This is a genomic window from Hymenobacter rubripertinctus (assembly GCF_003583925.1).
GTDB lineage: Bacteria > Bacteroidota > Bacteroidia > Cytophagales > Hymenobacteraceae > Hymenobacter > Hymenobacter rubripertinctus.
Map to the genome: position 1 here is coordinate 117,630 of NZ_QYCN01000002.1, position 25,626 is coordinate 143,255.

Here is a 25,626-nt window from a genome sequence, read left to right on the forward strand (position 1 = left end):
CAGGGGTTAATAAGGAGTTTCGAGGGCGGACGGGGCCAGTTCCTCCCGCATCCGGGCCAGGGTGGCCACCGGGTCACCATCCTTGAACACGAACGAGCCGGCCACCAGCGCGTCGGCCCCGGCCGCGACCAGGGCGGCGGCGTTGTCGAGCGTCACGCCCCCATCCACCTCAATCAGCGCCGCCGAGCCGCTGTCGACCAGCAGCTTCTTGAGCTGGGCCACTTTGCGCAGGGTGTTCGGAATGAAGGCCTGGCCCCCGAAGCCAGGGTTTACCGACATAATGAGCACCAGGTCCAGGTCGGCGGCCACGTCTTCGAGCAAACTCACGGGCGTGTGCGGGTTGAGCGCCACCCCGGCCCGGCAGCCGAGCTGCTTGATCTGCTGAATTACGCGGTGCAGGTGGGTGCAGGCCTCGTAGTGGACCGTGATGTTGGCCGCCCCGGCGTCGCGGAAGGCGCTCAGGTAGTGCTGGGGCTCCTCAATCATCAGGTGCACATCGATGGGCTGCTTGGCGTAGCGATGCACGGCCTGGAGCACGGGAATGCCGAAGGAGATGTTGGGCACGAACCGCCCGTCCATCACGTCGAAGTGCAGCCAGTCGGCCGCCGAATCGGCCAGGCGCTCGGTTTCGGATTGCAGATTGCCGAAGTCGGCGGAGAGTAGCGAGGGCGCCAGCAGCGGAGCCATACAGCGGGTAGGGTTCATAGGGCGAAAGTACGCGTTAGCAATGGGTTGACAGGTATCAGACGCCCGATTTGGTGGTAGCGGCCGGCTAAATAAGCCCCGGTGAGCTACTCAACGCCCTGACCGGCCGTTCTGGTATGTCGCCCGCAGGCTCACCGGACTCCGAAAAGCGCAGTTCGCCAAAAAGCGTGGTGCCGGCTCCAACCCTGCGGTTGGCCCCGGCACCACGCCTTAGTAGTCGCCTGATTTCGCTGGCCCTGGTCGCTGCCCAACAGGAACTAGGCGGGCTTTTCATAGGCCCGCCAATCGAGCTTGCCGTCCTCGGTTTTACGCAGGAACACGGTCTGGTCGTCGTCCTGGCGCTTGCCGAAGGTCACGTCGCCCCGGCAGTCGAGGCACTTGAGGCTGGTGTACTTGAACTTGCCCTGGGCTTCGCGGGCGGTCAGGTCGAGGTTGTCGGAGCCGCAGAGGCCGCACTTGGCCACGTCGGGGAAGCTGAGCCGGTCGTGCTCGGCCACTACCTCGTGAAAGTTGGCGCCCTGCACCGTAAAGTGAAACTGGCGGCGCCCCAGGCGCTTGGTGACCATCATCTGTAACATGGAAGAAGAACTAAGGGTGAGGTAGACGAAAGCGGCAACATAGCAAACCGCTAAATCATCGCCAATTTACTAAAAATATTCGCAATATCGAATCCAAAAATATTAGCACAAACGGCCGGTCAAAAAAGAAGCCGGCTCGTTTCGAGCCGGCTTCTTTTTTGACCGGCCGTTTGTGCTACCCTGGCTCTACAGCTTCACGAAGCGCACGGTACGCTGCTCGCGCCCATTGCTGACGGTGCAGGTGAACACGCCCTTGGTGAGCAGGCCCGGGCGCAGGCGCACGGCCGGGGCCGACGTGGGGGCCACCTGCTGCTCGGCTACCAAAGCCCCGCGGGCATCAAAAATGCGTACCTGCAAGGGTGTCGACTGAAAGCCCACGGCCAGTTGTAGGTAGAGTTCGTCATCCTTGCTGGGGTTGGGGTAAATCAGTAGCTCGTGGCGGGGTTCGGGCGGGGCGGCCGAGAGCGGGGCCCCGGGGTTGGCCAGGTTGTAGGCCCGGGCGAAGTGGGGAATGCCGTACCCGATTTCGTCGTTGGGCGTGATGGCCCGGGAGCCGGAGCGCTGCAAAAAGCCGATGACCTGCTGGGCCGTGAGCGTGGGGTTGGCCTGCCAGAAACCGGCCACCATGCCGGCCAGCACCGGACAGGCATACGAGGTGCCGTTGCCCCGGGTCACGGTGCCCGTCGGCGACACGATGGCCGTTTGCACACCCATAGCGGCCAGGTTGGGCTTGATGCGCCCGTCGGCCGTGGGGCCACGGGAGCTGAAGCCGGCCACGAAAGCCAGCGAATCGGTCGCGCCCACCGTCAGGATAGAGTCGGCATCGGCGGGGGCCGTAATGTAGCGCCAGGTGCCGTTGCCTTCGTTGCCGGCCGCGCTGACGACCACCATGCCCACGCGGGCAGCCACTGTGGCGGCGCGGGTAGAGAGGGCCGTGCGCCCGTTCATGTCGGCGTAGGCGTAATCGGTGGAGGGATAATCGAAGGTGCTGTAGCCCAGCGAGGAGCTGATGACGTCCACCCCGGCCGAGTCGGCGTATTCGGCCGCAATCAGCCAGTTGGCTTCTTCTACGGGGTGCTCGGAGTAGATATCCTCCGTAACGAAGAGGCGGAAGGTGGCCTTGGGCGCGGTACCAATATAGCGCCCCGGCTCGTTGCCGCCGATAGTAGCCAGGCAGTGGGTGCCGTGACTGTCGCGCTGAAACACCTGGTTGTTCTTGTCCACCACGTTGAAGGTGCTGGCCAGCCGGTTTTCCTGGGTGATGGAAGTGAAAGCCGAGGCCGTATTCACGCCCGGGAAACCGGCATCAAACACGGCTACCTGCATGCCTTCGCCCCGGAAGCCGGCATCGTGCATCTGCACCGCGCCCAGCATCTGGGCCTGGGCATAGGCCTTGCCGTACTGACTGCGGGTGCCGGCGCTACGCTCGGCGGTAAGCTCGGGGTCGTCGCCCTTGGGCTTGCGGGTGCCGGGCAGACCGCGGTTGAGCGTCTGGGCCGCGCGCACGAAGGGCAGTCCCTGAATTCGCAGGAGCGTGGCCGAGTCGCAGGCGACCATGGCGGCGTTGAACCAGCGGGAGGTGTACCAGAGCTGGGCGCCGGGCACGGCCTTGAGCTGCTGCACGTAGACAGGGCTCACGGGCAGGTCGCGGGGCAGCACGGCAATCTGCTGGCGCTGCCGCCGCGCCAGGGCCCGGGCCGACAGAAACGCGGCGGGCTGGCTCACGCTGAACGGCGTGCCGGCTTTGTCTTTGAAGTAGATGAGGTGCTTGCGCACAGTGGCCGTGGGCCGGGCCGTTTCCGGGGGCGTAGCTCCGGGGCCGGCGGCGGCCCGGGCTCCAAACGCCGACGCACAGAGGCCGGCAACTAGCAAAAGGCGGGATAGAACCATTCAGCGCAGTATATTGACTTGCCGGAAGATACAACCCAATCCGCTAACAAACGCGTCTTCGGCCCTCGGGAAGCCTTTTTTTGACCCCTATTCCCCAAAAAACCGGTGAAAGCCGTAGCTCTCACCGGTTTTTTGGCACGGCATAACAGTAAACGCTATTTGCCGCTTTCAATCAGCACCTCGCTGCGCGACTGGCCCAGGTAGATGGCCGTGTTGTCGCAGGGCTTTCCGCCCCCCGGATCGTGGGTGAAGGCCCGGCTTATGCGGTACACCGGCCCCACGTCCTTGGCGAAGGTGGTGCGCCTGATGCTCGTGTAGCAGGCGTTCACGTCGACGGCCAGGTTGTTGGTGGTGGTCAGCGAATTATCGTAGCCATAGGTTTTACCGTTGCGCTGCACGCTGAACGGCTGGCCGACCCGGGAATAGAGCCGGTTGGAGGCCGTCACGGAATCCTGACTGTTGAAGGCGTTGATGTTCCAGACTCGGCCTTCCCGCACCGGAAACACCAGGGCCACGGTGCGCCGGTTGTTGAACTGCTCCGTCACGGCCCGCTCCCCCACCGTAACGGTAAACACCGAATCTACCCGCCAGGCATCGGTGGCGGTGGGCCGCCGGGAACGGATGAGCCGGTACACCGACTGGCCGGTGGCATCGGGGGTGAGCTCGGTATCCACCTGCTCGCGGAACTGGAAGCGGCTCACCGTGGGCTTGTTGTTGGCCCAGGCCGTGTCGGCCACGTCGTAGATGCGGTAGCTGCCCACGGCCAGCGGGTAGTACTCGGGGCCAGTAAAGGGCTCCACCTCGCTGGTATCCTGGCAGCCGGCCAGCACCGCCGCGCCCAGCACCGCCGCGCCCAGCACCGCCGCGCCCAGCACCGCCGGCAGCATCCAACGGCCCACGCCGCGCAGAGTAGTAGGGGAATATTTCTGATTCATAGCAGGTGATTAACGCCCTGAAAGTAGCACTGGTTCGCGGGAAAAAACGGCCCGGGCCGGGAGAACGCGTAAACGGGAAAATCAGTTGCCCGTGGTTGGTAGTTGGCAGTTGGCAGTTGGCAGAAATAACGTCCTCCTGCCGAAGGAAGGATCCTTTCACGTTTGAACGAGTCAGTATATCGAGCATCGTTCCTGGGTAAAAGTCCTCTTCCTTCGTCGGGAGGACGTTGTTGTTACCAGCCACCAGCTCCTGCCGACTACCGAACGGCGACGGTTTCGGAGGGCTCGGGGATTTCGCCGATGGTGTGGCGCTCGATCCAGCCCCCGCCCAGCACGTCCTCGCCCTCGTAGAACACGGCGGCCTGACCGGGCGTTACGGCGTGCACGGCTTGCTCGAAGTAGACGTAGATTTTGTCGCCCTTCTGCTCCAGAAAGGCCGGGGAGCCGTCGTGGTTGTAGCGGATTTTGGTGGTACTGGGCACCAGGCCCCGGCCTTCGAGAGAGGCATATTTACCCATATTGAGCTTGCTGACCACCGTGCGGGTGCTGGCCAGGTCATCGAAGTTGCCGAGCACCACGCGGTTGGTTTCCGGGTCGATGGCCGTTACATAGACCGGGAAGCCCAGGGCCACGCCCAGGCCCTTGCGCTGACCGATGGTGTAGAACGGGTAGCCCTCGTGCTGGCCCACCACGGTGCCGTCGCGGAGCACGAACTCGCCGCCGGCCACGCGCTCCTCCAGGCCCGGCACGCGGCGGCGCAGGAAGCCCCGGTAGTCGTTGTCGGGAATGAAGCAGATTTCGTAGCTCTCGGGCTTGTTGACGAGTTCGGTAAAGCCCCGCTCGCGGGCGAAGTCGTAGATGGCCGTTTTGCGCAGCTCGCCCAGCGGGAACAGCGTGCGGGCCAGGCTCTCCTGACTCACCCCCCAGAGGGCGTAGCTCTGGTCCTTGTTATCATCAATGCCCTTGCTGATGACGTAGCGGCCGTTTTCTTCGCGCACCTGGGCGTAGTGGCCGGTGGCAATGAAGGCGCAGCCGAGCTGGTCGGCCCGGCGCAGCAAAGCATCCCACTTGATGTGGGTGTTGCAGAGTACGCAGGGGTTGGGCGTGCGCCCGGCCAGGTATTCCTCCGTGAAGTTGCTGATGACGAAGTCGCCGAACTCTTCGCGAATATCGATGATGTAGTGCGGGAAGCCCAGGTCCACGGCAATCTGGCGGGCGTCGTTGATGCTGTCGAGCGAGCAGCAGCCGGTTTCCTTCTTGCTGCCGCCCGCCGAGGCATAATCCCAGGTTTTCATGGTCATCCCGACCACTTCGTACCCTTGCTCGTGCAGCATCACGGCCGCTACCGAGCTGTCGATGCCGCCGCTCATGGCTACCAGCACCCGTCCTTTCGTTATGTTCATACGTGAATCAAATTGCGCCCGGAGCGTGAAAGGTTCCGGCCGAATGCGCAAAGGTACGAAAGAGCGGACGGGTGAATGAGTGAATTGTCATTCCGACATTCCGCGCATCAAGCGGCGAGAGGAATCTGGGTTCACGCAACAGCACGGTTTCGTGAACCCAGATTCCTCCCTCGTCGGAATGACAGTTCACGCACCCACTCCCTCCTAACTCAGAAGTCCCGATTATTGCAGCGGCAACGGCGGTAGCGCCGGGGCCGCCTCCCTTTCATTTCCTTCTGCTATGGCTTTGCTAGTTCCCGTGATGGTGCGCGGTATTAATAACCTGTCCGATGCCCGCTACTGCGCCGGCATGGGGGCCGATTCGCTCACCTTTCGCCTCGACCCGGCGCTCAACGGCTACCTCACGCCCGAGGTAGTGAAGGAGCTCAGCGGCTGGGTGGCCGGCGTGCAGCTCATCGGCGAGTTCGATACGCTGCCGGTGGCCGAAATCAATGCCCTGGTGCTGCAATGCGGCCTGCACGCGGTGCTGCTGCACCGCCGCCGCACGCCCGAAGAGCTGGCCCAGCTCACCGTACCGGCCCTCAAGCTACTGCGCTGGCTGCCCGACATGCTTCCCGAAGACGTGGACCTGCGCTTCCGTGAGCAGGCCCCGCACTACCTGGGTTTCGTGCTGGCTGCCCCGCCCGCGCAGCTGCCCAACGGTGCCGAAACCACCCGCCTCATTGAGCAGGCCCGCACCTACCCGCTCTGGCTGGGCACCGACTTCGCCCCCGGCGGCCAACTGCGCGCCTACGTGCAGCAGCTGCGGCCCGCCGGCATCGTGCTGGAAGGCGGCGACGAAATCAAGCCCGGCATCCGCGACTTCGACGAAATGGAAGCGCTGTTCGAGCAGCTGGAAGACTAATCGGTGAAGTGGTGAGGTGGTGAGTTTGATGTTCCAGAATCCTATTTGCGCAAGTGGCGCAGCTTGGACCGATTGAATCTCAACCTCACCACGTCACCACGTCACCGCTTCAATTCACCTGAAACTGGAGGTACTTGATGGGCACGCCCTGCTGGCGGTATTTGCGCTCGAAGGTGGTCTGGATGTCCTCGGCGTGAGGCAGCAGCTCGGGGGTGGCGTACAGGTCGCGGGTGTGGGCCAGCACGGTGGTGCCGGGGCGCTGTTGCACGGTTTCGAGGGAGTACTCGAACAGGTCGGCGTTGTCGGTTTTGAGGTGAATCAGGCCGCCGGGGCGCAGAATCTGCTGGTAGAGGGTGAGGAAGCGCGGGTAGGTCAGGCGGCGCTTGATGTCCCGGTCGCGGGGGCGCGGGTCGGGGAAGGTAATCCAGATTTCGTGCAGCTCGCCGGGGGCGAAATGCGTGAGCAGGTCGTGGGCGCGGGTGCGTACCCAGCCCGTGTTTTCCAGGCCCAGCTCGTGGGCGCGGCTGTTCCCCTTCCAGATCCGGTCGCCCTTAATATCGAGGCCCAGGAAGTTGCGCTCGGGATACCGCTCGGCCAGGCCTACGGTGTACTCACCCTTACCGCAGCCGACTTCGAGGGTAATCGGGTTATCGTTGCCGAAAAAATCCTGGTGCCAGCGCCCGCCCAGCTGCTGATAGGTGGCTTTGCCGGGTTCCACAATGGAGTCCTGCTCTGCATTGGCGGCAAAGCGCCGGAGTTTACTTCTGCTCACGTTCGTTTTTTCGTTACTGGTTTTCTGTTTCTCGTGGCCGGATCGGCGTGGCCGGCTGGGAGTTGTTTATCTGACGTGATGGTCCTTCTTTCTTCGAGCGAAAAACGAATACCCAACAGCAAAAACCAACTCAGAGCTCTTCGATTTCAGCCACTACGAAGGTACTGCCCCCGATAAAAATCACATCATCGGCGGCGGCGGCGGCGCGGGCGGCGGCCACGGCGGCCGGCACCGGGCCGTGCGCGGTGCCCGTGAGGCCCAGGCCGGCGGCCAGCGCGGCCAGCTCCGGGGCCGGCAGCGCGCGCGGAATGGTGGCCTGGCAGAAGTAGTACGTAGCGTCCCGGGGCAGCAGGGCCAGCATCCTGGTCACGTCCTTGTCGTTCACCACGCCCAGCACGAAGTGCAGCCGCCGCCGGGGCAAACGGGCCAGCTGCTCCACGATGAAGCGGATGCCGGCCTCGTTGTGGCCCGTGTCGCAGATGACGAGCGGCTGGCGGCCCAGGATGGTCCAGCGGCCGCGCAGACCGGTCAGGCGGCCCACTTCGCGCAGCCCCTCGCGCAGGTGGGCTTCCTCCATTACGAAGCCCTGGCGGCGCAGCTCGGCCACGGTAGCCAGCACGCCGGGCAGGTTCAGGCGCTGGTAGTCGCCCACCAGGCCCAGCGCCAGCGCGTCGAGTTCCAGCGCCCCGTCGTGCCAGATGCGGAGCCGTTGCACGGCCGCGTCGGGAGCGGGCTCACCGAGTAGTTCGGCGCGGTAGTGGGCGTCGGCAAACAGCAGCGGGGCTCCCTGCTGCCGGGCCTTCTGCTCGAAAACGGCCGCTACTTCGGGCTGGGTCTGGCTAATGATGGCGGGTACGCCGGGCTTGATGATGCCGGCTTTTTCGGCCGCAATCAGCGGCAGCGTATCGCCCAGCAGGTTCTGGTGGTCGAAGCTGATGTTGGTAATGAGCGACACCAAAGGCCGGATGATGTTGGTGGAGTCGAGCCGGCCGCCCAGGCCCACTTCCACCACGGCCACATCCACCCGCTCCCGGGCGAAATAATCGAAGGCCAGGGCCACGCACATTTCAAAAAACGAGGGCTCCACCTGCTCGAACAACCCCCGCCGCTGAGCCACCCACTCCACCAGAAACGCCGGGGCCAGCGGCTGGCCGTTTATTCGGATGCGCTCGGTGAATTCCTTGAGGTGGGGCGAGGTGTAGAGGCCCACTTTGTAACCGGCGGCCTGGAGCACGGCGGCCAGCAGGTGACTGGAGCTGCCCTTGCCGTTGGTGCCGGCCACGTGCACGCTCCGGAACTGCCGCTCGGGATGGCCGGTGGCTTCGGCCAGGGCCTCGGTGCGTTGCAGGCCCGGCTTGTAGCCCGCCTCGCCCACCCGCTGAAACATGGGCAGCTGGGCGTAGAGGAAGTCGAGAGTTTGCGGGTAGGTCATTTCTTTGGAGCTGTTAGCTGACAGCTATTAGCTGATGGCCCTCGTTCAATAACGCAGCCAGCTACCTATTATGGGCGCGATGAAAACTGCACGAAAGCTAGCAGCTCTCAGCTAACAGCTCTCAGCTAACAGCTCCAGAAAATCACCGTACCGTGAATTTGAAGGTGTAGAAGCCCGTAGCCCCGCCGTTGGCGGAGTTGGTGCGGCGGAACTCGGCATTTTCCAACGCGTCGCGGCAGGCGCGTTCCTGGGCGGCCGATACGTTGCCCGACACTTTGGTAACGGCCTCCACCTCCCCATCGGCACTCACCTTGATTTTGAAGCGCACGAAACCCGAGTTGTTGTCGAGGGCGGCGGCGGTGGGGCGGTTTACGAAGGCCCAGCCGCTCATTTCGAGGCCGCCGCTGCCGGGGCTGGTACCGCGGCCGCCGCTGCCGGGCTCGCCCGAGTAGGCCGTGCCGTCATAGGTGCCGCGGGGGTCGCCTTTGTCGCCCACAGTGCCGGGGTTGTCGCCGTTGTTGTTGCCGGTGGGCGCGTTGCTGGTACCGTTTACGCCATTGCCGCCGCCATCGGCCCGGTTGGCGCGGGGCGTGAATACGGCCCGCTGGTCTACCCGGGGTTTGGGCGGTTCGGGCTTCACCTCTTCCCGGGGCACGGGCGCGGCTTTGGGGGCCGGCGGTACCGTTACGGGGCTTTCCTCGGCCTCACTGGTCACCACGCGCTCCTGGCTGGGGGGCGTGGGATCGGGCGGGGTGGTGGGCTGGGGCGGCGTGGGGTCGGGCTGGGCGGCCGGCGGGCGGCTGTCTTCGCGGTTCTGGGATTCGTTGGCCGGCGCCTGGCTCTGAATGTCGCCGGAGCCCACTTCGTCCACCCCGTAGTTCAGCTCCACCCCGTCGCCGCCGAGGGTATCCAGGGGTGGGTCGGGACCCTTGAAGACGGCAAAGAAGAACAGGGCCGCCAGGGCCACGTGAAATACCACGGTCCCCAGTAAAGCTTCGCGCCGATGTTCTTCCCGGTATTCCATATCAGTTGTCAGTTATCCGTTGTCAGTTGCCAGTTGGATAGTTTACAGTTGAAGCTTTTAAAACCGCCTGACAACTAGCAACTGGACCCTGACAACTCATTTCCCCTGTTGGGCCTGGGTGGCCATGACCATTTTTATCTTGAGCCGGTTGCCGATTTCGAGGATGTCGACCAGTTTCTGCACGTTCAGCGAAGCATCCACCCGCAGCACGGCGGTGGGGCTTTCCAGGCCGGCAATGCGGCGGGCCAGCTCGGGCTCCAGCTCGGTGGGCGTGATGGGGGTCCGGTCGAGGAAGTAGGTTCCGGCCGCATCCACCGAGATGGTGATGGGCTGCTTCATGGCCTGCTTGCCCGAGCGGGCGTTGGGCAGCATGAGCTTAATCACGTTTGGGTTGACCATCGTCGAGACAATCAGGAAGAACAGCATCAGAAAGAACATGATGTCGTTCATCGAGCTGGTCTCGACGTGGGAAGAAAGCTTACGGCGCCGGCTGAGATTCATAATGAGTTGTCAGTTGCCAGTTGCCAGTTGTCAGTTACCGCTATCAGGTTAGAAGGACTCGACCTGACAACTGGCAACTGATGACTGGCAACTCATTAGTTGTCCTGCAAAATATCCATGAACTCCACGGCGGAGTGCTCCATGCGGAACACCATACGCTCGACCATGATGCTGAGCCAGTGGTAGCCGATGTGGGCGATGATGCCCACGATGAGGCCAGCGGCCGAGGTGACCATTTTGGTGTACAGACCGCCCGAAATCTGGGCAATGCCGAAGTCGCCGGTGGAGCTGATGGCGTAGAAGATTTTGATTACCCCGATGATGGTACCCACGAAGCCCAGCATGGGTGCAATGCCGGCCACGATGCCCAGCACGTTGATGTTCTTTTCGAGGCGGGCAATTTCGATTTTACCCACGTTTTCCACGCTGGCCTCAATCTCGCTCAGGGGCAGGCCCACGCGGCGGATGCCCTTCTCAATCATGCGGGCCAGCGGGGTGGCGTTCTGGGCGCAGAGCATTTTGGCGCCCTGCAAATCCCCTTTCACCATGAGGTTGCCGATGCCGGGCATGAACGACTCGGGCACGGCCCCGGCCTTGCGGATGGTGAGGTAGCGCTCCAGAATGATGTAGACCGAGAGGAACAACAGCAAGAACAGGGGCAGCATAATCCAGCCCCCGGCCAGCACCAGGTCGATGAGCGAGAGGCCCGAGGAGGCGGCCACGGCCTGATCGGCGGCCAGGGCGGCGGAGTCGGCGGCGGCGGGAGAAGCAACCGGGGCCGCGTCGCCGACCTGGAGTTGCAGAAACAGGGAGAGCAGGAACGTCATGCGAGAAGGGAGAGAACTGAAGGCAAAAGAAAAGCTAAAACCAACCGGCAGTAACGCACTGTCGCGGTGAGTCTTAGCTAGTCAACATTTCGTACTACTGAGGCAATGATTGGTTGGTTTTAGAGCCTGGTTGTCAGCTGTTAGTTGTCCGTGAAGCATTATCACGCTGTTTCAAGAGCACTGGCTGACAACTAACAGCCGACAACTAGCAACGAAGCCCTGTATTAATACTGCTTGATCCACAGGTCGCCCATGCGCTTGCGCAGGATGCTGGCCTGGCGGTCGGCGGAGGCGCGGTCCCCGTAGTCGGCTACCGACAGCATGAACTGGCGGCTGCCGGGGGCGGGCAGAATCACGCGGGCCGGGTGGCCCAGGCGAACCAGCGCCTGCCGGCCCTTTTCGGCGTTGGCCAGGCTCGTGTAGGAGCCGGCCACCACGAAGTAACGACCGGTGCGGCTTTTAATTGTCGCGTTGTCGGCCACCGGGGTTGCATTGGTGGCGGCGGCTTTTTCCCAGCCCGGCGCTTTGGCCTTGGCCGGCGCAGCCGCTACGGGCTTAGGAGCCGTTTTAACCTGCACCGGGGCGGCGGCTACCGTCAGGGCGGGCTTGATGGCCGATGCGGGTACCGTTACCTTGTTCGCGGGGGCGACAACGGCCACAGCGGGCTTGGCGGCCGGCACGACGGCGGCCACAACGGGCGCCGGGGCGGCAACTTCCTCCCACTCACCGGCAGGCGCCGGGGTTGCGGGGGCCGGGGTTTCGGCGGCGGCGGCACTGGTCAGGCCGGCCTGCTGACGCAGCAGGGTCGGGCGCTCGGCGGTATTAAACGATTCTTTCTTCAGGGCCGAGAGCTGCAACGACTCGGGCACCTGGTCCAGCATGTTCAGGTACAGGTACTCGGCCGAAGCGGCCAGGCTGATAACGACGGCCACGCCCAGCGTGCGTAACCACATGCGGCGGCGCGAGCGGCCGCCCAGTTGCAGAGTAGCCGTGGGCCGCTCCCGGGCCAGCAGCGCATCGGTTGCGCGTACCGGCCGCGACACCAGCTCGGGCAACCCGAAGCTGGCTCCCAGCAGGTTCTGGGTGCCGGTGTATTCAAACTCCAACCCGCGGCCCGGGGCCTGCCGGAACGTCCCGATACCGCTCAACTCGGCCCGACGGCTGGCTTCCAGGTCCTGCTCCATGCCGAGCACCGCGTCGCGCACCAGCTGGCGGGCCTGGGCCGTGGTCAGGTTCAGCTTCGCACTCAGCGCATCTACCAGCAGCCCGTCGTTGCGGGTCAGGCTTTGGTTGAAGGCCACGCGCTTGGCCGGCGGAACCAGCGTGTGGCGCACCGGATGAATACGGGCGGGTGCGTAATCGGCAATCAGCCCCCCAAAATCGGGAATGATAACGCAGTCGTGGTCCTGAAGCAGGGTACGGATATGGTCAGCGAGCATAAGCAAAGGGCGCGAAAGAGCAGCTGGAATAGGGAACGGAAGCCGAAATATACAAAACTGGCCGGCATCCCAAGCGCGCCGCAGGACCGGCAAAGCAGGAACTACCTGATGGATAGCTTCCCGTTGGGTCCTGCGGCGGGCTTAGGCTGACAGGCTTATGGGTGAGTCCGGACTGCCCACCCAGCGCAGAAATTAAAAGTCGTAGGTAACGCCGGCCAGCACGTTGAGGCCCTTTACCGGGTAGTTCAGGAACCGCTCGTTCTTGCGGCCCAGCAGGTTGTTGCCCATCACGAAGAGGGAGAGCTTGTCCATGATCCGGTAATCAGCGCGCAGGTTAAGATCGATAACCGAACTGGTCTGGCCCGGCGTGGGGTTGTAGCGCACCGGCGACGGACCCGGAGGAACCGACGGGATTTCGCGGCCATGAAAGTTGGTACCGTAGCTGGCGCTGTAGGTGTAGAGCTCGGCGCCCACCAGCAGCTTGTCGTAGAAGTTGTAGCTACCGAACAGCACCGTTTGCAGGGCCGGGCGGTGGAAGGGCTGGGTCAGCGTTTTCACGTTGTAGCCGTTGTAGTCGGCCTTGAGGCCCAGGCGCAGCTGCTCGGCGGCATTATACACCACCTCGCCGTGCACGCTCACCAGCTGGGTGGCCTTCTTGTCGTATACCAGCTCGAACTTGGTGGAGTCGCGGCGGGAGTTGTTGTAGAAGTACAGGTTGCGGTCGTTGGAGAGCGTCACGCGGGCATTTACTTGCAGGGCGCGGGCGGGCGTGGCGTTGAAGCCGAAGTAGAGCGTGGGGCCGCGGCGGGTGTCGGCCACGCGCACGTTGGGAGCCAGCCAGGGATTCTCGGTACTCAGGTCATACAGTGTGACGCGCTGAATGGCTCCGCCCAGGCCCGCGAAGGCCACCAGCTTATCTTCCGTCACGGTGTAGGCCGCGCGCAGGGCCGGGTACACGTTGAACTGCCGGGCGTTGTTGATGGTGTCGCCGGTGTAGCCCAGCGTCGCGCCCACGGTCAGGGCCAGCCGGTTCAGGGTCACCTCGTAGGCCGGCGTCACCTGGAAAAAGGGCCGGCTCACCGTGAGCGAATCCTTGTGGGAGATAAACGATACGTCGCCATCGACCCGCGCGCGGCTGGTTTCGGAGAGGCGGTAGTTGGAGCGCAGCGTGGCGTACACGTTGCTTTCCCGGGCCTGGAAGGCATCCGACCAGTAGTTGAAGCCCAGGCCCACATCATACTGGAAGGCGGCGGCCTGGTCGCGGTTGCGCACGTAGACGTTGGTGGCCACCCGCTTGAACACCTGCTTGAGGCTGTCCGGCCGGGGCAGCTCCGACACGTTGCGGTTGTAGCCGTAGAAGTTGTACCGCTCCCGGCCCAGGTCTACCTTGGCGCCCAGCGTGAGCGGGCCGCTGTAGGTTTCGCCGTTCAGGCCCAGGCTGGTCTGGCTCTGGCGGGAGTTCTGCTGGTCCACCGGCCCCCGCGACGAGGACAAGTGCTTCAGGTCGAGGCCGTAGCTGGCGTTTTCGGAGCGGGTGTTGTGCAGGTAAGCCCGGCCCAGGAAGGTGCCGTAGTTACCAATGCCCGCCTTGAGGTAGTTGCCGGTGAGTTCGGGCAGCTGCTCCTGGCGGATGGTCACGATGCGCACCGTGGGGTTGAGCTTGTCGGCCGGCAGGCGGAAATCGGGGTAGGTGTAGCTCAGGGGCGCGGGCGTTTTGGCCGGGGCCTCAATCTTCACCTTCTCGAAGTTGCGGGTGGCCTCGGGCAGCTCGTTCACCCGCTCCTTCACAATCTCGATTTCGGCGTCCTCAATCTTGCCGCGGGTCTTCTGCGCCCAGGCACTGGAGGCCGGGGCGGTGGCAGTCAGCAGGGCTGCGGCGGCCAGGAGTTTATGGTTCATAGAATCGTGGGGCTGGGGGGCTCAAGGGTCCGGAGTACGGTTCTGGCAGTCCGGGCCGACGCGGGCCTCTCCCCTGTTTATTTTTGATTTTCAACTACTTGTAGCAATCCGCTTTAACCGTTGCTCAAGGCATACGCGACTACCGGGCGCGGGCTTATTCCTCGGCCGGCACCGTGCTGGGGTAGCCGGTGGTGTCGGCGGCGGGCACCAGCGAGTTGCGGGCCGGGGTTTTGCCAGCCGGCGTTTTACCGGTGGGCCTGGTGGTTTTGGCGGGCGCTTTGGCCGGGGCCTTGCCGGCCGCCGGGGCCGGCACCGACGCGTCGGCCGGCAAAGCGGCCAGGCGCTGCTTGGCCCCGGCCACGATTTCGGGTACCGGGAATTTGTTGTCGATGATGGAGTTGAGCGTGGCCCGGGCCTGGAAGATTTCGTTCTGCTCCTTGTAGGTGTCGGCAATCAGCAGGAAGGCCCGGCCCAGCCACAGGTCGTAGGCAGCGAAGTCGGCGTTGCTCTTGTAGGCCGCGTCGAGGGCTTCGGGGTACTTCTGCTGCTGAAACAGGGTCTGGGCCAGCAGGTACTGGGCCTCGGCCCCGCTCTCATCCTTGGCCGCGTTGGCGGCGGCCGTCAGCTCAGTTACGGCCTGGTCGAGGGAGCCGGCCTTGTAGCTGGCCTTGCCCAGATACAGCAGGGCCAGGTTGGTGGCGTTGAGCGCCGCGCCGCCCTGGGCCTGGAGCTCCTGGGCCACCCGGCGGGTAGTGCCCAGGTCGCCGGCCTCGTAGCTGCTCTTCATCAGCCCGATGCCCGCATTGGCCACTTCGCGCTTGTTTTGCGAGGCATCCCGCAGGCGGCCGTAGTACTTGGCGGCCTCGGGGTAATTCTTGTTCTCAAACTCGAGGTCGGCCAGCCGGCCCAGGGCCCGGTTCACGAACTCGCTCTTGTTTTCCTCCACCACCGCTTTGAGGCGGGGCAGGGCCTCGGCCTTGCGGTCGGTGCGCAGGTAGGAGTCGGCCAGGAAGTAGCGGCCGTCGGCGGAGAGCACGGTGCTGGGGTACTGCTTGAGGTAGTTTTCGAGGCGCGGAATGGCCTGGGCGTACTTCTCGGCCAGGTACAGCGACTTGGCCGCCTCAAACTCCACGCTCTCCGAAGCCTTGCTGTCGGGGTTCTGCTGGCGGAACTGGGCCAGGTACTGGTCGAACTCCTCCGTTTTGCCCTGGGCCGTGAGGCTCTCCTGGAGCGAGTAAATAGCGCTCTGAGCCGATTTGGTGCGCGGGAACTGGCTCAGCACCCGCTTGAAGTCCTCCGTGGCCTTGGGGTGCTGGTCCAGGTTCTGGTAGGCCACGCCCCGCTTTTGCAGGGCCTGGGGCACAAGCGGCGAGTTGGGCCGGTTGGCAATGAGCCGGGAGAACCCGTCCACGGCGGGCTGAAACGAGCCGGCCTCGTAGTCGAGCTGGGCCTGCTGATACACCGCGTCGTCGGCGTAGCGCGAGTTGGGCGTGGTTTTGAGCAGGGTGCTCAGGGTGCTGGCGGCCTCGTCGCGGCGGCCCAGCAGGCCCAGCACCACGCTTTTCTGGTAGTAGGCGTAGTCCTTGTCGGCGGCGTTGGCCGCAATCACCTTGTTGTACTGCTCCAGGGCGGTTGGGTACTGCTTGGCCAGGTAGTAGGTGTCGCCCAGGCGCAGGGTCACGTCGTAGTAGTTGGCGTCGGTGGGCTTGGCCTGGGCGTCGCTCAGCCAGGCCTGAAACTGCTGGCGGGCCCGGTCGTAGTCCTTGGTGTTGTAGTAGGCGTAGCCCAGGCCGTAGCGGGCCTTCTGGTCGAAGTCGGTATCGGCGGCGGTGCTGCGGCGGCTGGTGCGGGCGGCGGCGGTGTAGGCCGTAATGGCGGGCGGGTACTGCTGGCCGATGGAGTAGATGTCGCCCTTGAGCACCTGGGCGGCGGCCCGCAGCGCGTCGTCCTGCGAATACTGGAGGCTCTTATCGAGCAGGGGCAGCGCGTCCTGGTAGCGGTTGTCGTTATAGAGCGTGGCCGCCTGCAAATAGGCCACCCGCTGGTAGGTGGCGTTGAGCTTGGCGCTCCGGTCGTCGAGCTTGTCGAGGTAGTTGAGGGCCTGGGCGTAGTCGGAGGAGTTGAGGAAACTCTCGCTCAGCAAATCATCCACGGCCGGCTGGTTCTTGGAGCGCGGAAACCGCTTCGGGAAGTCGCGCAGGGCGGCAATGGTTTCCGGCCCGTTGCCGAGCTCGTAGCTGACCTGGGCGTACTTGAGGGTGGCGTTTTCGGTGATGAGCTTATCGAAATTCAGCTGCCGGGCCGCCCCGAACGAGTTCAGGGCCAGCTGCTTCTGGTTGGTTTTGAGGTAGCTCAGGCCCAGGTGGTAGGCCGCGTTCTGGCCCAGGGAGTCGCGGCGGGCGGCCACGCCCTTGAAGCTGCCGATGGCGCCCTTGAAGTCGCCCTGCTTGAAGTTGGCGTAGCCCACCTTGTACTGCACTTCGGGCTCGATGCGCTTGCGGCCGGCAGCATACTTGTCGAAGTACTCGGCGGCCTGCTTGAAGTCCTCCTTCTGGTAGTAGGCATCGGCCAGCAGCAGCTGAATCTCGTCGGCGCTCTGGGGCGGCGGCGTTTGTTTCAGCACGGGCGTGGCGTAGGCAATCAGCCCATCGTAGTCGCCCTCCTTGTAGTACATCTGGCTCATCACGGCCGGCACCACGGGTTTGTAGGCGTCGTTCTGTTCGGCCACGGCCAAATCCTTGCGGGCCCCGGCGAAGTCGCCGGCCCGGTAGGCCAGGTAGCCCGCGTAGTAGGCGCTGGCGTAGCGGTACTGGTGGTTGCCGGCCTTGTTGCGGTCAAACTGGAGCCGGGCCTTGTCGAACTCCTTCTGGGCGAAGTAGCTGTAGCCCAGCTTGAACTCCGACTCGGCCCGCTGGTCCTCGCTCAGGTTATCGGGGCCCACCTTCTGGAGGTAGTCGATGGCCCGGGCGTAGTCCTTCTTGTTGAAGTAGAACTTGCCCAGCTCGAAGTAGGCCTGGGTGGCCTTGGGGTGGGTGGGGTTGTGGGTGGCGAAGCCCAGGATGCGGTCCTCGGCATCGGGGTGAAACAGGTAGAGGCCGGCCAGGGCGTAGTAGTACTCGGCGTCGGCGAGGCGGCCGGGAGTCAGTTCGCCCTGGCGGCGCTCGGTGAGGCTGAGGTAGCGCTGGAAGGCCTGCTGGGCGGCCCCGTACTTGCCCCGGCCGAAGAGCTCCAGGCCTTCCTGGAAGTGGCGTTCATCGTTGGTAAAAACCTGCGTTTGCTGGGCCAGGGCGGCCAGCGGGGCGGCGGCGCTCAGCGTGGCGGCCAGCGCCAGACGGGGGAATAGGTTCATCTAAAAGTCGTTGCGCGGAGGAGCCCCGCGCACCGGGGGCGGCGGCGGGAGGAACCCAAAAGTAGCGAAAAGTTCGGGCGGGTTGCCCCGAAATGGGCTTGGGGGCGGTTTTTAACGGTGGCGGGGAGATAGTTTGGGGTGACAATCCTGCGTAAGTTTGTAAGGTTTGTAAGTAGTGTAAGAACTGCTTTTACCAGTTTCTTCTTGCTTTTGCGCGTTCACCCACTCTGCTTAGGTTATGAGGTACCGAATGCCCCCCTTCTGAAGCCCCAGCGGCCTCAACAGCCCCAACAGCCTCAACAGCCAAGGCTTCGTCTCTACTAACGGTTATCCAACATCATCTTCGGAACCAACAGTGGCCTGCAACTACCCTTCTAAATACCGTTCCTGACCTGGAATCAAAATTCAACGCCTTAGATGAGCACACATGAAAGACAATTCCTGAAACCGCTCCCGGCCATGGAAGGCCCGGATAAACCTTACAGTAGTATCGACTTATTCGCCGGAGCCGGCGGCCTCTCTATTGGGCTCCACCAAGCAGGTATCAGTAGCCTCTACGCGGTTGAGTACGACAAACACGCGGCTAAAACCTTCGCGCTGAAATTTCCCGACGCGACAGTAAGTTGCGCCGACGTACGGACGATTGACTTTTCCAAGTATCGGGGTAAGGTTGATGTGGTTTGTGGTGGCCCCCCGTGCCAACCCTTCTCGTCGGGGGGCCTACGAAACGCGGCGGAAGATGCCCGCGACATGATACCGACATTTGTTGAAGCCGTTCGGGTTGTGGCACCCCGTGCCTTCTTAATGGAAAACGTAAATGGCCTTACCGTAGGCGACCGACGCCTTTACTTGGATTCCGTGTTAGCCAAGTTAGAAGATCTTGGGTACACTATTACTTGGCGGGTCGTGAATGCAGCCGATTACGGAGTGCCACAAATTCGCAAGCGGTTAATCGTGATAGGCGTTCGGGAGGGCACATTTACGTTTCCTGAACCTACCCATGGGCCACACCGAGATTTTGCCTACGTCTCCTCCGGTGAAGTTTTGAGTACGGTGGTAAGTCAGACGAAGAATACGGCCAAAATCACGTACGCCCGCAACCCCAGCCTGCGGCCTAACCCTTATCACGGCCAGCTTTACAATGGGGGCGGACGCCCCCTGGATCTGGAGCAGCCGGCTCCTACGCTGTTAGCTTCCGCAGGGGGTAACAAAACCCACTTCATTGCCGATGCGGATAGCATAACCGCTTACCACGGGCACTTGAGCAGAGGCGGGGGGCCACAAACCGGAGATTTGCCAGGAGCCAGACGGCTGACAATAGAAGAGTCAGCGGCTTTGCAAACCTTTCCCCTTGATATGCAATTCTCCGGCCCGCAAAGCTCCCAATACCGGCAAATCGGAAACGCAGTGCCCCCCCATCTAGCCTATGTGATTGGCGAACAATTAGTCATTCATTTACGCGAACACCCTGAAAACGCGACACAACAAGAGCAACAACTAAATCAACTAAAATTCTCTCAACTGATGCCCGCCAATATCCAGTTAGGGCTATTTTCAGAGAAAACCATTACCTATATGGCGCAAAAAGAGGAAAGCACTATCTGGCAGTCCGTCCAGGCATTAACTGAAACGATTGATCGGTTCACGAATTCTGAAAACGGTTTAAAGCCTGCTGAAATACCGTCCGCTAAATACCGGGAGGCCGTAATCAAGCTTCTTAAAGGCAGAAAATCTAACAGTGTGAAAACCGGCTGTCTGTTCCTGGTATTTTATAAAGTTATTGCTCCTGAATACGATTTCACAAGTTTACCCACCGGCTATCGTGGCAAGAACGGAGACAAATTATTAGGTGCGGAATTGAAACACCGCCATATTACACTAGGTCAGGTAACTGCCTGGGGAGAAAATATAGGTGCTAAAGGGGATCAACCCAACTTCAACCTTCGAACCGACAGCCGATTTGGCGAATTTATCACTATTATAAGTCAGGCAAACCAGGATGAGGTCACTCGTACCGCGCTGTTGATGGCTTCGATGTTCGCCGATTCCCGCGTATTACCTGTGGTACTCCCCGCGCTCAGTGCAGATGCCCTTTCGTTCGTTCGGGCCAAGATGCTGTTCAAGGCCCTGGTTGAGACGCAGGTAGGAGGCTCTATTCAACAATTCCTGGTGGCCGCGCTTCTACGCGCACTACGGTCCAAGCAAAATATCCGCGTTGAAACGCATAATTTCAACGCAGCTGATAAATCCGATGGTACGGCGGGTGATATTGAAGAATTTATTGATGAAAATATTATTCGTGCTTACGAAGTCACTATGCGGCCCGATTGGAAAAGTCGGCTGCCTGATTTTCGCGAAAAGATGGATCGGGCGGGGTTACATAAATATGTAATTATCGCCGCCAGCGTTAACTCAGATGATGATCTGCGAGAGCCGGCGGCAATGGCGTTGACTCTCGGTCCAGTTCAACGCGATATTGCGGTAATTGATATTATGGATTTTCTCAGTTGGATGGCAGCAGAATTGTCGGCTAAAGAAATTCAAATAGCTCTGAAAGATGTAAATGCAATGCTTCAGAATCCGAAACTAGGTGCGAAGCAAGCTCATATTGATATTTATTTGGAAGTGGTTGGGAAATGGTTAGATTCTGTTGCGGAATAAATTCTCTCATGAAAGCAATGAGCCGCATATAGCACGCTTCGTGTTTGAGAAGCTTCTTACTTGCCACCAGCCTCTTTCCGTTCTGCACGTTTACCCATTCTGCTTGGGATGCGGAGTGCTGAATCCACCCACCTGCTGAGGCCCCGGCTGCGTCAACAGCCGGGGCTTCGTCTTTTCAGGGGCGATGCCGGCTGGGTGATTTACCGTGCAAGGAGCCAGAGGTAAGGCAACTACTCAGGTAGCAACTCGAAAACAGTCCTGATTCTACCGTCGGCACGTCATCCGGCTGGCCTAGTGGTCCGGGATGGTCCCGGCCCAGGGAGCAACTTGCGCGCTTTTCACCTTTTTCTAAAAAAAGCGCGCAAACAGGGGCGATTCTTTTGCGCGCTTTTTTTATATATTTCGAAAAACCGCGCAAATCTTCCTCCGATGTCCGCTTCCGCTCCTTCCCTGGTGGCCCGCGTGCGGGCCTGGTTTGGCCTCACCCAGGCCGAGCTGGCCTTGTACCTGGGCATCAGCCCGTCCCTGGTCCGCGACTTGGAAACCAACCGCCGGCCCCTCACGCCGGCCGTGCGGGCAGCCCTGCTGCCGCTGCTGCTCCAGTTGCCCCCGCCCCAGGTGCCCGCCGACCCCGGCCCCGGCGCGGCCCTGCCCCCCCCTGCGCCCGCCCCCGACGCGGCCGACCTCGACTTCCGGCGGCGCGAGTGCCGGCACCGGGCCGAACGCCTGTTGGCCCAGGCCGACGCGCTGGTGGCCCGCGCCCACGTGGCCGCCCGCTGGGCCGCCGCCCTGCCCGCCCTGCTCCCCCCCGACCCGGATACCGCCGCCCCGGATGCCCTGCCCGCCGCTAGCCCGGCCGCGCAGGCGCTGGCCGCCGCCCTGGCCCAGGCCGCCGACGCCTTCGACCCGACCCGCGCCCCCGACCACGCCCGCTGGCTGCGGGGCTGGCTCACGTTCCGCGCCCGGCCCCTGCCGGCTGCCGACGTAACAGGCTGCCTCCGCCTGCGCGCCCAGGCCGCCGGCCTGCTGGCCGAGGCCGCCGCCCTGGACGCGGCCTTGCTCCCGGCAGTCGAAAATTAATGCCCACATACTACCGCTGACTACTCTGCGTTATAGCGCCCAGTATCCTTTCTTTTTTCAACCCTTTATCCCTTCTTACCATGAACCCCGATTATGCCTTATTGACCACCCGCGCCGAGTGCGACGCCGCTACGGCCGACGTGACCTTCGAGCTGAAAACGTTCAGCTACCGCGACACCGGCCTTGATATTGCCGACGAGCGGGCCAGCCGCAGCCAGATCAGCGGCGCGGCCGCCCTGGCCAAAAAAGACGGTGAAATCCTCATTGCCCAGGGCCAGGCCGCCCTGGCCGGCCTCAGTGCCGAGCAGCAACAGGATGCCAACGACGCCCTGGAGCTGCTCCAGGCCCAGCGCAAGAAAATCATGAAAGGCAACCGCACCAGCGCCGGCACCGACCGTTTCCTGAGCACCGTGGATGCCGCCCAGGTGCAGAGCCAGGTAGACGTGCTCACGGCCGTGCTCTCCGGCATTGCCGCCCACCGCGCCACCCTGCCCGCGTAAGCGCCTCTTCGTTGCGCGCAAAAAAACCACCCCGGTACCAGGTACCGGGGTGGTTTTTTTGTGTGCGCAACCGCTTCGGCGGAGCCCGGAGCGCACGTACGGGCGGGCGAGAGCTCACCGGTTGCAAGGTGGCCGCGTAGCGGTGGTAGTTGGCCGCTACGCGGGCCGCGCCCATGCGCAGGGCAATCTAGCGGGCGCGGCCTGGCAGAAGTGCCGCGCCTACCAGCCCGGCTTCGAGTGGCCCCGGGGGCAGGCCGCGCAGCACTTCCGCCAGCAGCTGGTAGGAATATACCCGGGCCTGATGACTGAAAATGTTGGACACGGCCATGAGCTCATTCACCTGCGTCTGGTCCACAAACTCGCGCAGCTCGCGCTCAATGGTGGCTTGGCTGCCGATAAACGAATAGGCCAGCATCTGCCCCACGGCGTGCTGGTGGGCGGGCTCCCACAGCCCGCGCATAGAGTCCACGGGGGGCTGCAACGGCGCCGGGCGGCCCTTGATGACCCCCAGCATGAACTGCTGCAACGATGTGGAAAGGCGTTGAGCCTCGGCGTCGGTGTCGGCGGCCACCACGTTCACGCAGGCAATAACATAGGGGGCGGCCAGGTGGGTCGAGGGCCGGAAGTGCTGGCGGTAGATCTCCAGGGCCGGCAGCAGCTGGCCCGGCGCAAAATGGCTGGCAAAGGCGTAGGGCAGGCCTAGGGCGGCAGCCAGGTAGGCGCTGTCGGTGCTCGAACCCAGGATGTAGAGCGGGATGTCCAGCCCTTCGCCCGGAATGGCGCGCACGGCGTTGGTGCGGTTGGTAGTGGAGAAGTAGGTCTGCAATTGCTGAATGTCGCGCGGGAAATCCTGCACCCCGCCGAAACGGCCGCCCCGGATAGCCTGGGCCGTTGCCTGATCGGAGCCCGGAGCCCGGCCCAGGCCCAGATCGATGCGGCCCGGATACAGCGTGGCCAGCGTACCGAACTGCTCAGCTACCACCAGCGGGGCGTGGTTGGGCAGCATCACGCCCCCCGAGCCGATGCGCAGCGTGGTGGTGCCGCCCGCCAGGTGGCCGATGAGTACGACCGGGGCCGAGCTGGCCACGCTGGCCATGTTGTGGTGCTCCGAGAGCCAGTAGCGGGTGTAGCCCAGCCGCTCCACGTTTTGGGCCAGGTCGAGGCTGTGGCGGAAGGTATCGGCCGGGGTGCTGCCGGCGTTGATGGGGGCCAGATCGAGCACGGAAAAGGCCAGCGAAGAAGTGGAGCAGGAAGAAGAAACGGAAGACATGCAGGACGAAAAGAAGGGCAGGTTCCAGCGGCCGGGGCCGCAGAAACGCGTGGGGCCAGCGGGCGACGTTCGACCGGCGGCAGACAGGCATAACCGCCGGCGGGGCAAATTGATTGCGGGACCTGAGCCGGAAAGCCCGCAGTTTCCCGCCCCCCCGCMGCAACTACTGCCGTTGCCCGGAACCAGCCACGATGCCCCCTCCCTACAGAGTACCCGCCGCCTCTACCCCGGCAGTCCTGGACTTCCTGGCACAACCCTAAACAGCGGCACCTGAACCACTCCCCGGTACCGCAGGCGGGCCACCTGCGGGCCGCAGGCACCGGCTGCGAATACCGGCCACTGCCCCGGATTGGCGGCTACGGCGCTGCTATCAGCTTTCTGCCCGCACCAGCGTCACCTCGTCGCGGGTGAAGTCGAACTGCTTTTTATCTACCGCGCCCCGGCACGTCACCACGCTGGGCGGGGCCAGCTTGCCCTGCTGGTCGGCTTCGGTGGCGGCCTGGCCGGTTACGTCCACGGTGGTCACCAGTTCGCCGTTGCGGCGCAGCTGCCAGGGGCCGGGCAGCATTTTTTCCGTGGGGTAGCCCACCAGAAACGTTTCCTGGGGCGAGAGGGCAATAATGTCGAGAACCTGCATGGGAGGAAGTGGTAAAGAAGACAGTGGGAAATAGCAGCAGCCCAAGTTTGGGGCCTCAGGCCGCGTCATCGGCCTTGGTACGCAAATCGAACCGAAACGCTAGCCGGCGCACGCTGCAACAGGCAGCCAGATTTCCTCTTCCGAGCTGGGGTGGGCGTTGCGGTAGCCGGGACCCAGCACCTCCAGATGCGGACGGGTGCTGTCGAGCAGCCAGCCCGAAGTGGGCAGCCATTGCGTCAGGATGGCCTGAAAGATGCGCGGGTCGAGGCTGGAGCCCCGGTAGTCGAAGATGGCGTAGCGGCCGGCGGGCACCACCAGGGCCTGCATATTCGGTGGCACCGGGGTGGCGGCCGGCACTTCCAGGGCCGCCCACTTGCAAAACTGGGTGCGCGGCGAATAGGCAGCGAAATACGCCGGCGGATACTGCGTCACCGAAAATAAATCGGGGCCGACGGGCGGCTCCATTTCCCGGCGGCGCGGCATAAAGGCCCGCCACAGCTCCGGCGTCCGGTCGTGCTCGCGCGACATAACCAGGCACTGGCCCACCAGGTGGCGGGCGGGCGCATCGAACAGGCGGGGCTGCAAAGTGGGGAAGGCCGACATGGGCATTGAGGAGGGAGAACCGAAATACGGCCGGCCCCTACCCCGTCACGGCGTGCAAAGGCACCGGGTGCAGCACCAGCCAGATGAGCTCCCGCAGGATTTCGCCGTCGCTCATCGAGCCCGCGTCGATGCCCTTGCTCTGGGCGTCGGCCCGGCGGATGAGGTGCACGATGTCGCGGGTGCGGCCGAAGTCGAACACCTTCAGGCCGGTCTGGTAGTCGCGGCGGGCGAAGGCGTTGCGCACACCCAGCCTGAGCCAGTCGGCATCGGTGGGGTTGGGCAGCTGGTGCAGGGCCAGCAGGCGCGAAAAGTAGTTGAAGAGCAGGGTAAGGTTGGGGATGAGCGGGTTGTTTTTGGGGTTGGCCTCGAAGTAGAGCAGGATGCGGTTGGCCTTGAGCACGTCGCGCCGGATGAGGGCCGTTTGCAGCTCAAAGATATTGTAGTCCTTGCTGATGCCCACCATGCGCTGCACCAGGTCCTCATCAATGCGGTGGCCGGGCAGCAGGTTGAGCAGCATCTTATCCACCTCGTTGGTGAGCCGGCTCAATTCGCCCCCGATGTACTCGGCCAGCATATTGGTGGCCTGGGGCGTCATCTGCTGGCCCTTGCTGCGCACGTAGGCCGTCAGCCAGGGGGCCACCTGGTTGTCGTAAAGCTTCTTGCTGGTCATGAGCACCGTGCCGGCCGGGGCGGGCGCTTTTTTGTCGCCGGTGAGCAGCTTGCCCAGCTTCTTGCGGGCATCGAGGGTTTTGTGCTTGTAGCAGAACACCAGCACAGTGCTCTGGAGCGGGTTTTTGAGGTAGGCTTCCAGAAACGGCCAGCTTTTTTCCGCTTCCAGATCGGCCACGGCCTGGGCTTCCTTCACGATGACCACCGAGCGCTCGGCCATCATGGGGAAGCGCTTGGCCTGGCCCAGAATGCCGGCCACGTCGGTGTCCTTGCCATACAGCACCACCTGGTTGAAGCCCTTGTCGGGCTCGGCCAGCACGTGCTTTTCCAGCAGGTCGGCCACTAGGTCAATATAGTAGGGCTCCTCGCCTTGCAGGAAATACACGGGCGCAAACTGCCGCTGCGGCAGCTGCTGGAGGATTTCGTCGGGCGTGAAAACGGGCATAATGGGTTGTCAGTTGGTCGTTGTCAGTTGTCAGGCTTCCGCGTGCACTTACCAAAGCCCGCACGCCACTCACAACAAAGGTACCGCCGAGCCGCTACCTTTG

The 25,626-nt window shown here is 63.1% G+C and carries 21 protein-coding genes; 4 read left to right on the top strand and 17 right to left on the bottom strand.

Annotation, left to right across the window (positions count from 1 at the left end):
• Positions 1–6: 6 nt before the first annotated feature.
• The 5 genes from rpe to mnmA all read right to left on the bottom strand — a co-directional run bounded on the left by rpe (position 7) and on the right by mnmA (position 5,511).
• The gene (rpe, locus tag D0T11_RS01680; RefSeq protein WP_182888202.1) at positions 7–687 is read right to left on the bottom strand and encodes a ribulose-phosphate 3-epimerase; all 681 of its coding nucleotides are present in this window, start codon (positions 685–687) and stop codon (positions 7–9) included.
• A 275-nt stretch (positions 688–962) separates the two neighbouring features.
• Positions 963–1,274, bottom strand: a complete 312-nt coding sequence (locus D0T11_RS01685; protein WP_119654048.1) for a hypothetical protein — start codon at positions 1,272–1,274, stop codon at positions 963–965.
• Between the two features lie 195 nt (positions 1,275–1,469).
• On the bottom strand, positions 1,470–3,155 hold the full coding sequence (locus tag D0T11_RS01690; protein WP_182888203.1) for a S8 family serine peptidase: 1,686 nt from the start codon (positions 3,153–3,155) through the stop codon (positions 1,470–1,472).
• A gap of 173 nt (positions 3,156–3,328) precedes the next feature.
• Positions 3,329–4,108 carry a hypothetical protein gene (locus D0T11_RS01695; RefSeq protein WP_147374475.1) on the bottom strand — a complete coding sequence of 260 codons (780 nt, stop codon included), beginning with the start codon at positions 4,106–4,108 and terminating at the stop codon, positions 3,329–3,331.
• 257 nt (positions 4,109–4,365) lie between these two features.
• A complete protein-coding gene (gene mnmA, locus D0T11_RS01700) occupies positions 4,366–5,511 on the bottom strand; it encodes a tRNA 2-thiouridine(34) synthase MnmA (protein ID WP_119654051.1) in 1,146 nt (381 codons plus the stop codon).
• Positions 5,512–5,791: 280 nt separating this feature from the next.
• Here mnmA and D0T11_RS01705 point away from each other — a divergent pair, with 280 nt between their 5' ends.
• The gene (locus D0T11_RS01705) at positions 5,792–6,415 is read left to right on the top strand and encodes a beta/alpha barrel domain-containing protein (RefSeq protein ID WP_147374476.1); all 624 of its coding nucleotides are present in this window, start codon (positions 5,792–5,794) and stop codon (positions 6,413–6,415) included.
• 109 nt (positions 6,416–6,524) lie between these two features.
• On the opposite strand, the gene trmB is transcribed toward D0T11_RS01705, so the two are convergent.
• The 8 genes from trmB to D0T11_RS01750 form a co-directional block, all read right to left on the bottom strand.
• Positions 6,525–7,187 (bottom strand): tRNA (guanosine(46)-N7)-methyltransferase TrmB, encoded by a 663-nt coding sequence (gene trmB, locus D0T11_RS01710; RefSeq protein ID WP_119654053.1) that lies wholly within the window; start codon positions 7,185–7,187, stop codon positions 6,525–6,527.
• Between the two features lie 130 nt (positions 7,188–7,317).
• Positions 7,318–8,619, bottom strand: a complete 1,302-nt coding sequence (locus D0T11_RS01715; protein WP_119654054.1) for a bifunctional folylpolyglutamate synthase/dihydrofolate synthase — start codon at positions 8,617–8,619, stop codon at positions 7,318–7,320.
• Between the two features lie 142 nt (positions 8,620–8,761).
• The gene (locus D0T11_RS22395) at positions 8,762–9,643 is read right to left on the bottom strand and encodes a hypothetical protein (protein ID WP_182888204.1); all 882 of its coding nucleotides are present in this window, start codon (positions 9,641–9,643) and stop codon (positions 8,762–8,764) included.
• Between the two features lie 96 nt (positions 9,644–9,739).
• Positions 9,740–10,144: an ExbD/TolR family protein gene (locus tag D0T11_RS01725; protein ID WP_092770347.1), complete on the bottom strand. Its 405-nt coding sequence runs from the start codon at positions 10,142–10,144 to the stop codon at positions 9,740–9,742.
• 95 nt (positions 10,145–10,239) lie between these two features.
• A complete protein-coding gene (locus D0T11_RS01730; RefSeq protein WP_119654055.1) occupies positions 10,240–10,971 on the bottom strand; it encodes a MotA/TolQ/ExbB proton channel family protein in 732 nt (243 codons plus the stop codon).
• A gap of 224 nt (positions 10,972–11,195) precedes the next feature.
• Positions 11,196–12,410 (bottom strand): HU domain-containing protein, encoded by a 1,215-nt coding sequence (locus D0T11_RS21950; RefSeq protein ID WP_147374477.1) that lies wholly within the window; start codon positions 12,408–12,410, stop codon positions 11,196–11,198.
• A 192-nt stretch (positions 12,411–12,602) separates the two neighbouring features.
• The gene (locus D0T11_RS01745; protein WP_119654058.1) at positions 12,603–14,309 is read right to left on the bottom strand and encodes a TonB-dependent receptor; all 1,707 of its coding nucleotides are present in this window, start codon (positions 14,307–14,309) and stop codon (positions 12,603–12,605) included.
• Between the two features lie 154 nt (positions 14,310–14,463).
• Positions 14,464–17,658: a tetratricopeptide repeat protein gene (locus D0T11_RS01750; protein ID WP_119654059.1), complete on the bottom strand. Its 3,195-nt coding sequence runs from the start codon at positions 17,656–17,658 to the stop codon at positions 14,464–14,466.
• Between the two features lie 459 nt (positions 17,659–18,117).
• Here D0T11_RS01750 and D0T11_RS01755 point away from each other — a divergent pair, with 459 nt between their 5' ends.
• From D0T11_RS01755 to D0T11_RS01765, 3 genes are all read left to right on the top strand, one after another.
• On the top strand, positions 18,118–20,319 hold the full coding sequence (locus D0T11_RS01755) for a DNA cytosine methyltransferase (protein ID WP_182888205.1): 2,202 nt from the start codon (positions 18,118–18,120) through the stop codon (positions 20,317–20,319).
• A 429-nt stretch (positions 20,320–20,748) separates the two neighbouring features.
• The gene (locus D0T11_RS23295; protein WP_119654061.1) at positions 20,749–21,399 is read left to right on the top strand and encodes a helix-turn-helix domain-containing protein; all 651 of its coding nucleotides are present in this window, start codon (positions 20,749–20,751) and stop codon (positions 21,397–21,399) included.
• 80 nt (positions 21,400–21,479) lie between these two features.
• Positions 21,480–21,899, top strand: a complete 420-nt coding sequence (locus D0T11_RS01765) for a hypothetical protein (protein WP_119654062.1) — start codon at positions 21,480–21,482, stop codon at positions 21,897–21,899.
• A 187-nt stretch (positions 21,900–22,086) separates the two neighbouring features.
• On the opposite strand, the gene D0T11_RS01770 is transcribed toward D0T11_RS01765, so the two are convergent.
• The 4 genes from D0T11_RS01770 to holA form a co-directional block, all read right to left on the bottom strand.
• Positions 22,087–23,169: an LLM class flavin-dependent oxidoreductase gene (locus D0T11_RS01770; RefSeq protein ID WP_119654063.1), complete on the bottom strand. Its 1,083-nt coding sequence runs from the start codon at positions 23,167–23,169 to the stop codon at positions 22,087–22,089.
• 370 nt (positions 23,170–23,539) lie between these two features.
• Positions 23,540–23,806, bottom strand: coding sequence for a hypothetical protein (locus tag D0T11_RS01775; RefSeq protein WP_119654064.1), 267 nt, complete (start codon positions 23,804–23,806; stop codon positions 23,540–23,542).
• Positions 23,807–23,905: 99 nt separating this feature from the next.
• Positions 23,906–24,409: a GyrI-like domain-containing protein gene (locus D0T11_RS01780; protein ID WP_119654065.1), complete on the bottom strand. Its 504-nt coding sequence runs from the start codon at positions 24,407–24,409 to the stop codon at positions 23,906–23,908.
• Between the two features lie 37 nt (positions 24,410–24,446).
• Entirely contained in the window at positions 24,447–25,523 is a 1,077-nt protein-coding gene (gene holA, locus D0T11_RS01785) for a DNA polymerase III subunit delta (protein ID WP_119654066.1), read from the bottom strand.
• Positions 25,524–25,626 lie beyond the last annotated feature (103 nt).

Excerpts from the sequence above, each read along its gene's own strand:
- D0T11_RS01715 (WP_119654054.1), bottom strand. The coding sequence starts at position 8,619 with ATGACCTACCCGCAAACTCTCGACTTCCTCTACGCCCAGCTGCCCATG.
- D0T11_RS01770 (WP_119654063.1), bottom strand. The coding sequence starts at position 23,169 with ATGTCTTCCGTTTCTTCTTCCTGCTCCACTTCTTCGCTGGCCTTTTCC.
- D0T11_RS01750 (WP_119654059.1), bottom strand. The coding sequence starts at position 17,658 with ATGAACCTATTCCCCCGTCTGGCGCTGGCCGCCACGCTGAGCGCCGCC.
- D0T11_RS01765 (WP_119654062.1), top strand. The coding sequence starts at position 21,480 with ATGAACCCCGATTATGCCTTATTGACCACCCGCGCCGAGTGCGACGCC.
- D0T11_RS01705 (WP_147374476.1), top strand. The coding sequence starts at position 5,792 with ATGGCTTTGCTAGTTCCCGTGATGGTGCGCGGTATTAATAACCTGTCC.
- D0T11_RS01725 (WP_092770347.1), bottom strand. The coding sequence starts at position 10,144 with ATGAATCTCAGCCGGCGCCGTAAGCTTTCTTCCCACGTCGAGACCAGC.
- holA (WP_119654066.1), bottom strand. The coding sequence starts at position 25,523 with ATGCCCGTTTTCACGCCCGACGAAATCCTCCAGCAGCTGCCGCAGCGG.
- D0T11_RS01755 (WP_182888205.1), top strand. The coding sequence starts at position 18,118 with ATGGAAGGCCCGGATAAACCTTACAGTAGTATCGACTTATTCGCCGGA.
- mnmA (WP_119654051.1), bottom strand. The coding sequence starts at position 5,511 with ATGAACATAACGAAAGGACGGGTGCTGGTAGCCATGAGCGGCGGCATC.
- D0T11_RS01775 (WP_119654064.1), bottom strand. The coding sequence starts at position 23,806 with ATGCAGGTTCTCGACATTATTGCCCTCTCGCCCCAGGAAACGTTTCTG.
- D0T11_RS01695 (WP_147374475.1), bottom strand. The coding sequence starts at position 4,108 with ATGAATCAGAAATATTCCCCTACTACTCTGCGCGGCGTGGGCCGTTGG.
- D0T11_RS01780 (WP_119654065.1), bottom strand. The coding sequence starts at position 24,409 with ATGTCGGCCTTCCCCACTTTGCAGCCCCGCCTGTTCGATGCGCCCGCC.
- D0T11_RS01745 (WP_119654058.1), bottom strand. The coding sequence starts at position 14,309 with ATGAACCATAAACTCCTGGCCGCCGCAGCCCTGCTGACTGCCACCGCC.
- D0T11_RS01730 (WP_119654055.1), bottom strand. The coding sequence starts at position 10,971 with ATGACGTTCCTGCTCTCCCTGTTTCTGCAACTCCAGGTCGGCGACGCG.
- D0T11_RS23295 (WP_119654061.1), top strand. The coding sequence starts at position 20,749 with ATGTCCGCTTCCGCTCCTTCCCTGGTGGCCCGCGTGCGGGCCTGGTTT.
- D0T11_RS21950 (WP_147374477.1), bottom strand. The coding sequence starts at position 12,410 with ATGCTCGCTGACCATATCCGTACCCTGCTTCAGGACCACGACTGCGTT.
- D0T11_RS22395 (WP_182888204.1), bottom strand. The coding sequence starts at position 9,643 with ATGGAATACCGGGAAGAACATCGGCGCGAAGCTTTACTGGGGACCGTG.
- D0T11_RS01685 (WP_119654048.1), bottom strand. The coding sequence starts at position 1,274 with ATGATGGTCACCAAGCGCCTGGGGCGCCGCCAGTTTCACTTTACGGTG.
- rpe (WP_182888202.1), bottom strand. The coding sequence starts at position 687 with ATGGCTCCGCTGCTGGCGCCCTCGCTACTCTCCGCCGACTTCGGCAAT.